The sequence below is a fragment of the Candidatus Hydrogenedentota bacterium genome, assembly GCA_013359265.1.
Lineage (GTDB): Bacteria > Hydrogenedentota > Hydrogenedentia > Hydrogenedentales > SLHB01 > JABWCD01.
In genome coordinates this window covers 104,034-117,572 of the sequence record JABWCD010000027.1, presented here as the reverse complement: position 1 = coordinate 117,572, position 13,539 = coordinate 104,034, and the positions used below count along the sequence as shown (strand labels likewise).

Sequence of the window (13,539 nt, the reverse complement as noted above, 5' to 3'; positions counted from 1 at the left end):
GTATGGATGTCAAAGGAAAGAAGGTTACAATCGTTGGCATGGGCCGCACGGCCGTGTCGCTCGTGAAGCTGTTGTTACGGGAAGGCGCCGAGCCGTTTGTGACCGACGCGAGCTCCGGCCTTGCAATTGAGGCGCACACAAAGGAACTCGATACCCTTGGCGTTCCGTATGAAACCGGCGGCCACACCGATTCCGCATTTCGACAGGCCACGCTCATTGTCCCGAGCCCCGGCGTTTCCCCTTCGATCGAACCGATCCGGCGCGCGCGCGAGGCGGGCGCGGATGTGGTAAGCGAATTGGAGTACGCGTCAACGTTTTGCAGGTCGCGCACACTCGCGGTGACCGGTACAAACGGAAAGACAACGACAACCGAACTGCTGCGCTGCCTCGTGGCCGCGTGCGGCCACGAAGTCATTCTCGCGGGCAACAACAACGTACCGTTCTCGACTGCCGTCATGGCCGATCCAGCTCCGCCGTTCATCGTGCTGGAAATCAGCAGTTACCAACTCGAATTGATCCGCACCTTCCGGCCGTGGATCGCGACCGTCCTCAACGTAACGCCCGACCATCTGGCCCGGCACGGGACCATCGAGGGCTACGCAGCGGCAAAAGCGCGCATTTTCGAGAACCAAATCCAAGGCGACACCGCGGCGATCAATCTCGATGATACGCATGTCCGCGCGATGCCTACCCGGCCTGACGCGACGGTCTGGAGCTATAGTCTCCTTGAAAAGGTGAACCGCGGCCTTTGGTTAAGCGGTGACGCGATCTACCTAGGCGATCTTCATGTCGCGGACGCGTCCGACACGCTGCTGCCGGGGCGCCACAACATGCAAAACGTGCTCGCGGCGCTGACGATGATGTACGCGGGCGGCTTCGATTGGGACGACACGATCACGGGATTGCGCGCCTTTCGGGGCGTCGAACACCGAATCGAGCATGTGCTGTCGATTGATGGGGTTGATTACATAAACGATTCTAAGTCGACCAACATTGACAGCCTACGCGTGGCCCTGGAAAGCTTCTCGAAGCCGATCACACTCATTGCCGGCGGGCGCGGCAAGGGATCGGACTATCGCGTGTTGCGCGATCTTGTGCAACGGCATGTAACCAAAATGATCGCCATCGGCGAGGACGCGCCGCTACTCGAAGCGGCGTTTGGCGATATCGTCCCCCACGCCCGCGCACAAACGATGGACGAGGCTGTGCAACTCGCCGCCGGTTCGGCCAAACCGGGCGAAGCGGTCCTCCTCTCCCCCGCGTGCGCGAGTTTCGATATGTTCGACAACTTCGAACACCGTGGACGAATATTCAAGGAATGCGTGCGCGCATACGCAAAAGGAGTAGCGCAATGAGACGCGAAACCCTGTTTGTGCTCAACATCGCAATGGCCCTCGTCTGCATCGGCCTCGTCATGTCGTACAGCGCCGGTATTGGCCGCCCGCAACCCGGTGGACAGTTGTCCGATCCGTTGAACTATTTGAAGGCCCATGCCATCTACGCCGGCATTGGACTTGTGCTGATGTTGATCGCCGCGCGGGTGGACTACCGCATTTGGCAGGCGCGACCCGTGTTCTGGCTGCTCGCCGGATCCGCACTTGCCGCACTCGTTTTGGTTCTTATCATCGGCGACGAAGTGCGCGGCGCGCGGCGCTGGCTAAACATTGCCGGCTTCAGTTTTCAGCCGAGCGAAGTGGCAAAGCTCGTGCTCGTCATTGCGCTTGCAGTGAAACTCGCCGAAAACCAGGATCACGTGCGCCGCTTCTTCCGCGGGTTCATTCCCGCCATCATTATCACCGGCGTATTCGCGGGGCTGGTCTTGCTTGAACAAGACCTCGGCACGCCCGTGGTCATGGGTACGGTTGCAATGGCCATGATCTTCATGGCGGGCGGGAAGCTCTGGCATATCGCCCTGGTCGGCGTGCCCGCGATCGTGGGCGTTGTCGCCGCGATTAAGACCAGCCCGGAACGTATGGAACGCATTGCGTCGTTTCTCGACCCATGGAAGTACCGATCGGACGGGGCACTCCAGTTGATTGAATCGATGACCGGTTTCGTTCGCGGAGGCATGTGGGGCCGCGGCCTCGGCGCGGGCGAACAGAAACTTTATTGGCTGCCGGATGCGCATTCGGATTTCATTTTCTCCGTGTGGGGTGAAGAGATGGGACTTGCGGGGACGCTTGCGCTCGTCATACTGTTCGGATTGTTCCTGGTCACGGCGCTGCGCATCGCGGTGTGCGCGCGCGATCTGTTCGGAACGCTGCTGGCCAGCGGCGTCGCCACGCTAATCACCGTCCAGGCCGCCGCGAACATGGGCGTAACCACGGGTCTGCTCCCCACGAAAGGATTGGGTCTCCCGTTCGTCAGCGCCGGCGGCAGTTCGCTCATCATCAACATGGTGCTCGTCGGCATACTGCTCAGCGTCGGCTCGCGCGCCGTCGAGCGGGACATTCCCGTGCCGATTGCGGCCACGCCGCGCCGCGCGTAACGCATGCGGCTTGTCATCACAGGCGGTGGCACCGGCGGGCATACGTCGCCCGCGGTCGCGGTGTACGAAGAACTCCTGCGCCGGGACCCGCGCCTCAACGTGCTGTGGATAGGGCGCGAGGGCGCTATCGAGCATCGCATCTGTACGAAACTCGACATTCCGTTTCGTTCGCTGCCCGTTGAAGGATGGCCGCGCGCGAGGTTCGTCCGGCGGGGATGGGTTGCATTGAAGATGTTGTGGTCCATGGCGCGCGTGTGGGTGTACCTGCGGAACTTTCAGCCGGACGTCGTATTCGGGGTCGGCGGATACGTGTCGCTTCCGGCGATGTACGTCGCGCCGCGCATGGGTATTCCGGCGGTCCTCCACGAACAGAACCGGCTGATGGGCAAAACGAACCGGCTCGCCGCGCAGCGCGCCGCTCGCATCTTCCTGAGTTTTCCTGAAACCGTCGGCGACTATCCGCAAGAGCGAGCGAGCGTCGTGGGCAATCCGGTGCGGGCCGCGTTCACGAATCCACCCGCGCGCGGCGAGGCGTGCGCGCGGTTCGGCATCGACCCGGCTCTTCCGTCCATTCTCGTTACCGGCGGCAGTCAAGGTGCGCGCTCGATTAACGATGCGGTCGCAAGACTGCTCCCGCTGTTCTCGCCGAACGAAGTCCAGCTTATGTGGATGACCGGGCCGGTGGACGCCGCCCGCGCGCGCGAAGCCGCCCAAGACGCTCCGGTCCCCGTGCAGGTATTTCCGTTTATCGATGACATGGCGGCGGCGTTTGCTGCGGCCGATATGGTCATTGCGCGGTCCGGCGCGTCCACGACGGCCGAACTTGCGCTGATGCACAAACCGTCCATTCTGATCCCGTACCCGCACGCGACCGACAACCATCAAGAGCACAATGCGCGGGCGTTCGTCGAGGCCGGCGCTGCGGTACTCATGCACGACGCGGACCTGACGCCTGAATCGTTGTTGGCTGCGATCCGCGGACTGTTGACGGGTTCCGGTCAATTGGACGCCATGTCGCACGCGGCGGGTACGTTGGCTAAACCCGGAGCGGCGGACACTATCGCCGCGGGAATTCTTTCGTTGGCATTTGACTAAGAAACCCGTGGCGTACCGAGACAATTTGCGGTAGAATCACCCTGGAGCGTGGCAGAACAGGGGACGTCTCGTTTGGCTACGAACATCGTCGTCGCAACCGAAGATCAATCTCTTCCGTCACTCTTCCGGCCGATTCCACTTGCCACGCTCGTGGCCGACACCATCGCCGATTTCGATATCTACGTGCAGCTCAAGGGGGTCGAATTCCCGGTCCTGTTTCGCAGCAAGTCGCTGCCCATTTCGACCGAAGTATTGCACCGGCTTGGGGACAACAAACACGAGTGCATTCTCATTCCCACGTCGCAAGGCAAAGAGTACGCGCTGTATCTGGAAAAACACCTCGAGACGGTGCTCACGGACGAAACGGTGCCTGTCGTCGAGCGCACCCAATTGCTCTATACGACGGCGCACACGATGGTCGAGAACATCCTCGCGAATCCCGAATCGACGGACATGATGAAGAGCAGCAAGGACCTCGTCGCCTCGACCGCGGCGTTTCTCAAACGCGAGAAATCGGCATTCGAGCATCTCGTCGGGCTCGTTTCGTACGACTATTACACGTACACGCACAGCGTAAACGTTTTCGTGTACAGCTTTAGCCTTGCCAGCCGCGCCGGTATCGCCGACGAGAAGACCTTGCTCGAATTCGGCGAAGGCACGCTGCTTCACGACATCGGAAAGTGCACGATCGATCCGAAGATTCTGCGGGCCAAAGGAAAGCTGACCGACGAACAGTGGAAGCAGATGCAAAAACACCCGGTGACCGGATTCGATATCCTCAGGGACCACGCGATGTTCAGCGATCTCGCCCTCGAGATTACGCGGCACCATCACGAGAAGTTGCGCGGCGGGGGCTACCCGGACAACTTGACGGCCAAGCAGATTGATCCGCTGGTACGCGTCTCGACTATTGCGGACATATTCGACGCGCTGACGACGCGGCGTTCGTACAAGGAGCCTATGTCAAGCTACCGGGCGCTCAAGCTCATGAACGACGAAATGGCGCTGGATCTCGATACGGATCTCTTCAAGACTTTCGTGGAGCTGATGGGCAATCCGCAGGGGTAGAACCGCGGTCCGATGAGGCAGTGCCATCCGCGCTCGGCACCAAGACCGCCCGCTTCCAACTCAGAACCGTTCGTCTTCGAGCACTCGGATACCGGAGATTTGCGCGAACTTGAACACGCGCGCGCCGCCGAGGCGGTGACAGTAGCCGCTCAAGGACGGCACAGGCCCGACTGTATCGAGCGTCACCGGGTTCACGCGGCGCACCGACGGCTTGTTGCTCCACGTGGACTTGTAGCGCAGCAACAACGTACGCCGGCGCTGAATCGCGTCCTGGATGATCTCGCGCATGATCTGAGGCGAATAGGCCGGCAGTTGGATGTCGTCGTCGGGTGAGACCAACTTTTCCGCGGCGACGGTTTTCACCGCGTCTTCCGTGGTCGGCTGTGGCGGGCGTTGGGACTCGACCCACTGCACGGCCCAGTCCTCGGGCGCGCCGTCATCGAGCGTGCCTTCGCTGCGATCGATCGAAAGGCCAAGCGCCTTCAACGCCTTCTTGAATGATGTCAAGGCCCCCGGCTTCAACGCGACGGTGTACAAGCCGAGCCGGCCCTCGACGTGCTGGGCGAGGTCCGGCAACTGCATCGCGCTCGAGCACATGTCCGCGTCGTCAAATCGCACGAGCGTCGCGTTATGAATGCTCGGCGGGTTCGCGTCGCCGCTCCACGTGCGCAGCGCCGTACGATACCGGGGCGCCAGCGGCTCGACCACCATCGAATCGAGCGCCGCGACATGCAGCCCCCAATCGACGTCCTTCGTGAGGCATTCCTTTTTCAACACCAACACAAGATCGCCTTCGGGCGTTTCCGTCACCTCGCCGATTTCTTCAAGCCGATGCCGCACAAACAGCGATCTTGTGGCCCACGGCGCGCGCAGCGCGAGCCCGTCATCCTGAAGCAGGCAGCGTTGATCGGGCGTCGAATAGTCGACACGCGCTGCGATTTCGTCCGGGGTGGCAACCGTTAACACGAATCTTTCGCCGATACGGCGCGCTTCGGGATATTGCTCGACCAACTTCGCGGCGTCTTCGGCCCTCAGGCACTCGATCAGTTTGCACCCGGTGAAGATCGAAACGGAAGACGCTTTGCGCTCCCACGTCGCGATTTGGTCGACGACGTTCGCGGGCAACGCGCGGCGCGTATGGCGTTCGAGCGTCTGCGTGAACTGCTCGAACGTGACGCCGGTCTTCAGGCCGCGATAGATGCTGTCTTTGGTCAAGCGGTACGTGCTGACAATGCCGCCGCGCACGCGTTCGCAGAAGGTGTCGACCCGGCGCCGCACGACGGGCGTGCTTTTGTCGCAATACAGAATGACTTCGAAGTCCGGTTGCACAACGAGGGCTTCGTTGTCGGTTGTTTCGGGTTCGGCGGGGGCCTCGCCGATGCCGAGCGCAAAACGGCCCAATGGCGTCAGGCGAAATACGCGGCCCTCGTTCGCGAGCTGGACCATACCCAGCCGGCCCAGCACGCTCTGGATAATCCAGGCGATGAGGCGCTTGTCGTGCGCCTGCCATGATCGGTCGCGCCACGCGGGCGACGGGTCGTGCGTGTGGGAGGCAATGGCGCGCCAGCGCTCTTCGTTGAACAACACATTTGGGTCGGCGCGGCGGACGAGGTCCGCGAATGCATCGGAGGTATACCACGCGTCCGGCTGCAAGCACGCGAGCAACTGCGAGACAAGCACCTTGTGGTAGGTGCGGCGCAGCGACCCCGCCGGCAGGTGTTCATCGAGCGCGCCTTCAATCTGCGGGAAGAACAAATGAATGTCGAATAGGTCTTCCGACGAGAGGTACGCATCGAACATATCGCGCACCCGGTCGGCGGTATTCGACTCCGACCACCGGTCCGCCCGTTGCGTCACCACCAGCCGGCCGTCTCTTGCGTCGAGACAACCGGATTGACGTCCCATCATAAGCGCGAGCGCGAGCGCGTCCGGAGAGAGGCCGCTCTCGGCTGCGAGTTCTTTCGCGCGCGAAGCGTCGGATTTGTGTAACTCGCCCGTGGCGGTCACGCGCGGGGTCAACACTTCGACGATTCGCAGGACTTCGAGGATTGCGTCCGTCGCCGCATCGAGGGCCGGTCTATTTGCCGGCGCGTCCGGCGTTTTCGCTTCGGGCGCATCTGCCTGCGGCGGTAACGCGAAGTCAAGAGGCGGCGCGGGAGGCAGTGCGCGGCGCACGAGGTCCAGCGCGGCAAACGCAATGCCGTTTGTATTTTGGTCCGCACGCGCAAAATAGGAGAAGCCGAACGCGCCGTGTTGTTCTCGCGGCAAGGCCAGAACGAAGCCCCATGTCGCCAGCGACTGCAATACGGAGGCCATTGGCTCCGCTCCCGCCAAGGCGGGCACGCCCAGCACGTCACCGGCGGAGACCTGCGGGCGCTCGGCGATGAGCGCGAGTACGCGCCGTTCGGGCGCGGACAGCTCCCCTGCGACCTTTTCAATATGGAGGGGGTCTGTGAGTACTTTTTCGATGGCGCGCAGCCGGTTCGCCGGGTTGGACACGGCAAGGTTCCAGCGGTCGCACATTTGACCCAATGAGTCGATGCTGTACCCGCGCAGGCACTCTTTGACGCTAAACATTGGCGTCACGGGCAAGCCCTCGCGAGTAAGGAAGTTAGGAAGTTAGGAAGCGAGGAAGCAACGCTGGAAGAGTGCGAAAGAGGGAAGTAACGAGATAGCGAGACAGCGTCAAAATCAAACCGATGTATTGCAGCCCTGCTCATACCTGTAGAACCTGGAACTCGGTTTCCGGTACGCGTACCCGGGTTCCCAATTCCTGGTGTGTACCGCCCGCTCGTCATCCAACTACGCCCTAACTCCCGCGAACTGCGCACTACTTGCCGTTGGCCGGTCCAATGACTCTTGGCAGATGCCCGAGGGACTGCAGCCGCCGCGTAACTTCCTGAATGGCCTGAGGTTGCACCACTATGCAGGTGTCCGATATGCGCTGACCCAGAAATGGGCGCAGCGCCATGTCGCTCTCCATTTCGGTGAGCAACAAGGGGTCCGTCACCTCGACGACCGCGACTCCGTCATGTACCTTGAGCTGCTTCATTCGATTTCAGCCCTAACTCGCAGATGAACCGACTAAGCAGTATACCAGACAGGGACGGCAAATAAAACCTTCCGGCCCTGGGCAATGACGACGTTCCGCACCGGGGCTCCGGTAACGGAACAGCGGCAAAGCCTTCACTTTATATGTCCGGCGTGTTGCACTGGGGTGGGCCAAGTCGCAATGGCATCAAAGCGGAGCTTTTCAAGAGTGCGTTACGAAGTGGAAGCTTCGTAACGAGTAGACCCCAGGCAATGACGACGTTCCGCACCGGGGCTCCGGTAACGGGACAGCGGCAATGCCTTCACTTCATATGTCCAGGATGTTGCACTGGGGTGGGCCAAGTCGCAATGGCATCAAGGCGGAGCTTTTCAAGAGTGCGTTACGAAGTGGAAACTTCGTAACGAGTAAATCATGTGGAACGAACCACTTGGGTCAGTCGTACTCGAGGCGGGCGCGTCGTCGGACTGTGGGAAGAACAGGGCCGAACCTTCCGCTTGCCGCGTCGCAGGGTTACGTGCCCAGGACTTGCTTGGCGGCTTGGTAGCCGGGGGATAGGTGGCCGTACTCGCTGGCGGTGACGCGGGCGAGAGCGGTGACTTGTCCCCACCGCACGGACGAGCGCATGGCGTCGAACTCGGCGGTGGCGGTGCGGTAGTACTTTTCCGCGTGGAGGGCGCCGTCTTCGCTGGTGGCGAACTTGAGCATGAGGTCGAACGCGGGCCTCGCGTCGTGGCCGAGTTCGCCGTAGCGCGCCATGGTGGCGGCGGCGCGGAACTGGTCCTTGGCGCGGATTGCCTCTTCGGCTTCGCGCAGCAGGCCGGCGGCGTCGGTGGTCGTTACTTCGGCGAGGTGTTCGGGAAGGGGATACGGTTGCGCGTTCGAGTACTGGCTCGCGCCCGCGGTGTGGTATCCGCCGACGATGAGGCTGGCGACAGTGTTTCGCGGATTGCTCACGCGGGCGATGTTGCGCCACGCGTTTGCGGCGTCGGACGCATGCACGCCGATCGAGTCGCCGTGACAACTGCCGACCGGTTTGTCGGCGTTGGCCCATTTGTCGGGCCGGCCGGGATCGTGGAGGACAAGCATGTTCGCGGCGAGGGACATGGCCTCGCCGATGCACTCGGGCGAGTAGCCGGCGCGCAGCGATTGGGCGACGGCGGCGGCGGCTTCGTCGCGCGTGCCGCGAAACATCGTCGTCGCCAATTCGTTGAGCCATGTGTCGTCGCCGGATTTATCGCCCAAGGGTGTTTCGAGCAGGTCATATTGGTCGAGCAGCGCGGGCAGCACGGTGCGGATGGATGAGCGCGTGCCGCCGCGATCCAGGATGTCTTTTTCGCGCGACGCGCAGTACCGAATCGACTGACGCAAGAGGCAGTTCGCCCATTCCTGGCCAGCCAAATCGAGCGTGTCCCATGCGCGCCAAGCGAGGACGACGCGGTGTACATCGACCTCGTCTTCGACGGCGAACTGCAGGTGGTTGAACGCTTCGCCGACGGGGGCGTTCGACAAACTGGCGAAGGTACGGTCGGCCTTTTCGATATCGCCGGTGCGCGACAGGTCGCGCAGGTATTCGCCGGGCGCCGCGCCATCGGGAATCGGTTCGGCGACGATGGAACGCAGCGTTTCATTTGCGCGCCCGCCGAATTCCTGAATGCGGTCCGCGTTTCGATACAACACTTTCAGCACGGGCAGCGGCTGCAGTTCGAGTGGCAACTGCTGAGACATGGTGTATGCGGGCGCGAGCGCCATGAAGGTGTGGAAGCCGACGTAGTCCTGTCCGCCGAAGGTGCGCGCGTTTGCCAACGCGCCGGCCGCGACCATCGTCTTGAGACTTGTCCCGGACTTCAGCTTCTCGACGAGAATCGCTGTGAGCTTAACCGGTTCGGTGTCTTGCATCAGGGCGACAAGCGGTTCAAGTTCGCCGAACGTCAGGGCCTGTGGGGCGTCTGCAGCTTCGGCGGTTGCCAATCCGAGTTCCGTGGATAACGTTGTGCCGAGCCCGGCCAGGAGCATTCCACGGCCGACATTGCCGAGAAACTCGCGACGAGTATTGCTGCACACTTTGTTCTCCCAGGGCTCGCCTTGCATCGAGCAGGAGCCACGGCAACACGACGCACGCCCCGGTGCGCGGCCGGACTCGCCGTGTGATTTAGTCTCTGCCTGATTCGGCGGGTTGTCAATCGGGATTTTAGACAGGATGGGACATTGGGCGCGGGGCGTTTGCTACAATGCCGCCTCTTTGGGCGGGTGTAGCGACTTTGTGTTCTACATGGGATTGCAGGCACGAGTACGATTACGACGGCCGGACCGTAGGCGTCGGCTGAAGTTGGGTAACGATGAGAATTGGCGTCAACATTCTTGGGCTGGAGCCGGGATATGACGAGGAGGATGTTTACCTCCGGAATATCCTGGTGCGGATGCGGGAGATTCAGCCGGATTCGCAGTTTGTGTTGTTTACGGACGAGAAAAACCACGGGTCTTTTTCGGGGTGGGAGCGCGTGTTCGTGGGTAGGCCGCCGGACCATTTGCAGGGGCCGGTGAACGTCGAAAAGTCCCTCGACCGCGCGGCGAAAGCGGCGAAGGTGGACCTGGTGTTTTCGCCCCTGCAAACGGCGAGCGAGGTGACGGCGGTGCCGGTGGTTCCGTACGTGTTGGACCTGAGCTTCATCGAGTCGCCGGAAAAGGCGAGCCGTTGGTCCGCGGCGTCGCTGAACAAGGAGTTTCGCAAAATCTGCGCGCGGGCGCAGGTGATCGTCGTGCCGTCGGACAGCATGCGGCGGCGGTTGCTGGCGCTGTTGGGCGTGGCGATGGACCGGGTGGTGGTGGCGCCGCCGGGGGCGGACCCGGGGTTTGAGGCGAGCAACCCGTCGATCGCGGAAGAGCCGTATCTCGTGACGTGCAATGACACGCGGCACCGCGAGCATTTGGCGTTTGTGCTGGACGCGTTCAAGAAATTGATGGACGAGCTGCCGCACAATTTGGTAATCATTGGAAGGCCGGACCACACCGAGCCGGCGGATTGGGGCCCGCGCGTGCTGCGCGTGCACCAGTGTCCGGTGCCGCAGCGGGCGGGGTTGTTGCAGCACAGCGATGCTTTTATCAGCGCGTCGTTGCACGAGGGCGCGTGCATCACCATTCTTGAAGCGATGCGCGCGGGCGCGCGAATCATCGCGCCGCGCGTGGGGGGCGTGCCGGAGATCGCATCTACCTTGCCAATCTTCTACAACCACGAGAGTGTGGCGTCGCTTATCGGCGCGGTGAAGCGCGCACTGCAGGAGGAGAAGTCGGAGCGCGGGCGGCAGATCGCGTTCGCGCGTAGCCGCGCGCGGGAGTATACGTGGGAAAAGTGCGCGTGGGCGACGTTGAGCGCGTTTAAGAAGGTGCGGGCGTAACCGACAGCAACGCTGGATGGAGTACGACCGGAAAGTGCTATGGGAATGGCAAGTAGCAGGGGTTTATGGGAGCAATGGGAGGTATGGGACCTATGGGACCTATAGGACCTATGGGACCTATGCGACCTATGCGACCTATAGGACCTATAGGACGCATAGAGTGTCTGGGTAATTGCTCTTAGTATTAGTAAAGTATGGCGATAGTGGAATAAAATCGTCGAGTCTTGTAGACAAGGGGAATGCATGACTTACATTGATCTTTTCCGTACGCGAATAGCGCTCGTACAGGCTTTCCTCGTCGCCAATAAGTTCGATGGCATTCTGATCTCGCGCGCGGACAATTTTGCGATGGCGACGGGTGGAAAGCGCAACTGGGTGTGGACGGCGGGAGATTTGGGCGCGAATTCGCTGTATGTGACGAAAGGCGGCGACGCGTATTACGTCGGCAACACGATTGAGCAGGGTCGCGTGATGGACGAGGAACTCGCGGGGCTCGAGTGCGGGATTAAGAACTTTCTATGGTTTGACGATTCGCCCACGAATGTCGTGAAGAAGGAATTCAGCGGGAAGATCGTGAGCGACGACGGTTCGCTGGGCGAAAACGTAAACGGCAAACTCGCGATGTTGCGCGCATTGCTGACACCGGCGGAGTTGGAGAAGTACCGCGTGCTGGGCAAGCTCGCGGCGGAGTCGATGACCACGACTCTTGATGGCATTGAGGCGGGTATGAGCGAGGCGGACATCGCGGCGCAACTCGTCGCGGAGGGATTCAAACGGCGTTGCCAGGTGCCGGTGTTTCTCGTCGCCGCGGACGAGCGAATCACGAAGTACCGGCATCCGATTCCCACGCAGGGGCCGCTGCTCGATGGGCCGTTGAAGGAGCGCGTGTTGCGCGGGTACGTAATGGTCGTTGGGTGCTTCCTGCGCGAGGGGTTGGTCGTGTCGATGACAAGGTTCAAACGCGTCGGCGATATTCCGCTGTTCGTGCCGGACGCCTACAACCGCGTTTGCGCGGTAGACGCTGCGATGCAGGAAGCGACGCGGACGGGCGCGACGTTGGGCGACGTGTTTTCGGCGTGCCAGCGCGCGTACAAGGAGTTTGGGTTCCCGGAGAACGAGTGGCACAACCACCATCAGGGCGGCGCGACGGGTTATGCGGGCCGCACGTGCAAGGGAAGTCCCGGTGAGAAGTTTTTGATTTTGGATGATGCTTGGCGCAGGAAGGTGTACGAGGTGTCGGGTATCGGCACAGAGTTTGGGATGGCATTTGCGTGGAACCCTTCGGCGGTGGGCGTGAAGAGCGAGGACACGTTTATCTTGACGGCAAATGGGAAGAAAGAGATTGTTTCGGCTACGCCTTCGTTGGCGCAGGTTGATTTGGGGGTGGTGATGGGGCGTGCGACGGATGTGGTGAAGTCGGGGATTGTTTCGTGAAAATGGGAATGATGGGAAGAATGAGACGTATAGGAAATATGGAACACGCGCAACGCGAGTGCATACAATAACGGAATTGTCGAATTGAGACACAGGCTTATGACGACGAAAAGCCAAAGCGGCGTCTGTCCGCCGCCGCACTCCCGATAGTCCTATCAGCTATTGAATAACCGCCGGTTGGGTTTGATCAGCAATCCCGAAATCCCGGATTCGTTAATAGCCCTTCGAAATCTGGACGAGATGTACTTTCGGATGCCCAAACGACCGAGGTGGAATAGATCGACGTTCGGGCTTTGTCCCTGCCGGAAATAGAGCCGTTTGTAGCCTATGCGACTAAACTTTTCCCCTCCCTCCAGTTCGCCATTCCTCGCCTGTTTAGTCGCCGCCAGCCACTCCTCATAAGAATCGATTTCGATTGGTGCAATCGGTATAGAGATCATGTCCTGCACGTAAAACTCCGAGCGCTCGAAATCGAGAGCCTCGGGTGGGATGGAATTGTCCACGTAGACCAAGGTGTATGCCCGTTCGTCATGCTTGCCGCCGGTTACGGTCGTGGGATACTCGCGATAATTGCCCAGGTTGACCTGCCGGAAGACTTGGAGCGCCGCTTCGTTCAGTAGATACCCGTCTCTCCAGACGTATAAGGAAAGCGCGTCGGTCCATTTTGCCGGCCTTTTGAGTTTCTGCGCGGGAAGCCCATCAGGCAGGTCAGGAAATCCGAAGCTATCGACACACGATTGGTGACCCGGCTGCCCGCGCTTGGCTTCTACCACGGGCTCTGCCTGAGGAAAGGTCCCCACCGAGTCGTCCTCCGCCGTCTTAAATTCCCAGTAGTCCGGAGAAGGCGCCAGGTCTGCCACAGGTTTCTCGGCGGCGGCCTGCATTTGCTCGGCAGCCTCGTCAAGGGGATGCTTGTCGTCGATCATCGTGCTTCCTCCCCTCTTTATCATAGGACCAGCCGCCCGAGTGCTTTCGACTGTGCGATAGTAGCATGGACCACACGCCCATCC

General features: G+C 61.1%; 10 protein-coding genes. 6 read left to right on the top strand and 4 right to left on the bottom strand.

Annotated elements, in window-relative coordinates:
- Nucleotides 1–2 precede the first annotated feature (2 nt).
- The 4 genes from murD (at nt 3) to HUU46_20740 (ending at nt 4,651) form a co-directional block, all read left to right on the top strand.
- The gene (gene murD / locus HUU46_20755; protein NUM56078.1) at nt 3–1,355 is read left to right on the top strand and encodes a UDP-N-acetylmuramoyl-L-alanine--D-glutamate ligase; all 1,353 of its coding nucleotides are present in this window, start codon (nt 3–5) and stop codon (nt 1,353–1,355) included.
- A complete protein-coding gene (gene ftsW / locus HUU46_20750) occupies nt 1,352–2,488 on the top strand; it encodes a putative lipid II flippase FtsW (protein NUM56077.1) in 1,137 nt (378 codons plus the stop codon). Before murD ends, ftsW begins: the two co-directional genes overlap by 4 nt.
- Before the next feature lie 3 nt (nt 2,489–2,491).
- Nucleotides 2,492–3,583, top strand: a complete 1,092-nt coding sequence (gene murG / locus HUU46_20745) for an undecaprenyldiphospho-muramoylpentapeptide beta-N-acetylglucosaminyltransferase (protein NUM56076.1) — start codon at nt 2,492–2,494, stop codon at nt 3,581–3,583.
- 72 nt (nt 3,584–3,655) lie between these two features.
- On the top strand, nt 3,656–4,651 hold the full coding sequence (locus tag HUU46_20740; protein NUM56075.1) for an HD domain-containing protein: 996 nt from the start codon (nt 3,656–3,658) through the stop codon (nt 4,649–4,651).
- A 60-nt stretch (nt 4,652–4,711) separates the two neighbouring features.
- On the opposite strand, the gene HUU46_20735 is transcribed toward HUU46_20740, so the two are convergent.
- The 3 genes from HUU46_20735 to HUU46_20725 form a co-directional block, all read right to left on the bottom strand.
- Nucleotides 4,712–7,237: a helicase-associated domain-containing protein gene (locus HUU46_20735; GenBank protein ID NUM56074.1), complete on the bottom strand. Its 2,526-nt coding sequence runs from the start codon at nt 7,235–7,237 to the stop codon at nt 4,712–4,714.
- Nucleotides 7,238–7,481: 244 nt separating this feature from the next.
- Entirely contained in the window at nt 7,482–7,703 is a 222-nt protein-coding gene (locus HUU46_20730; protein NUM56073.1) for a hypothetical protein, read from the bottom strand.
- A gap of 510 nt (nt 7,704–8,213) precedes the next feature.
- A complete protein-coding gene (locus tag HUU46_20725) occupies nt 8,214–9,791 on the bottom strand; it encodes a hypothetical protein (protein ID NUM56072.1) in 1,578 nt (525 codons plus the stop codon).
- A 248-nt stretch (nt 9,792–10,039) separates the two neighbouring features.
- Between HUU46_20725 and HUU46_20720 the strand changes: the two genes are divergently transcribed.
- Both HUU46_20720 and HUU46_20715 read left to right on the top strand, forming a co-directional pair.
- Complete coding sequence (locus tag HUU46_20720; GenBank protein NUM56071.1) at nt 10,040–11,095, top strand: glycosyltransferase; 1,056 nt, start codon at nt 10,040–10,042, stop codon at nt 11,093–11,095.
- Between the two features lie 243 nt (nt 11,096–11,338).
- A complete protein-coding gene (locus tag HUU46_20715; protein ID NUM56070.1) occupies nt 11,339–12,529 on the top strand; it encodes a M24 family metallopeptidase in 1,191 nt (396 codons plus the stop codon).
- Between the two features lie 155 nt (nt 12,530–12,684).
- Here HUU46_20715 and HUU46_20710 read toward each other — a convergent pair whose 3' ends face one another.
- Nucleotides 12,685–13,455, bottom strand: coding sequence for a hypothetical protein (locus tag HUU46_20710; GenBank protein NUM56069.1), 771 nt, complete (start codon nt 13,453–13,455; stop codon nt 12,685–12,687).
- Between the last annotated feature and the right edge of the window lie 84 nt (nt 13,456–13,539).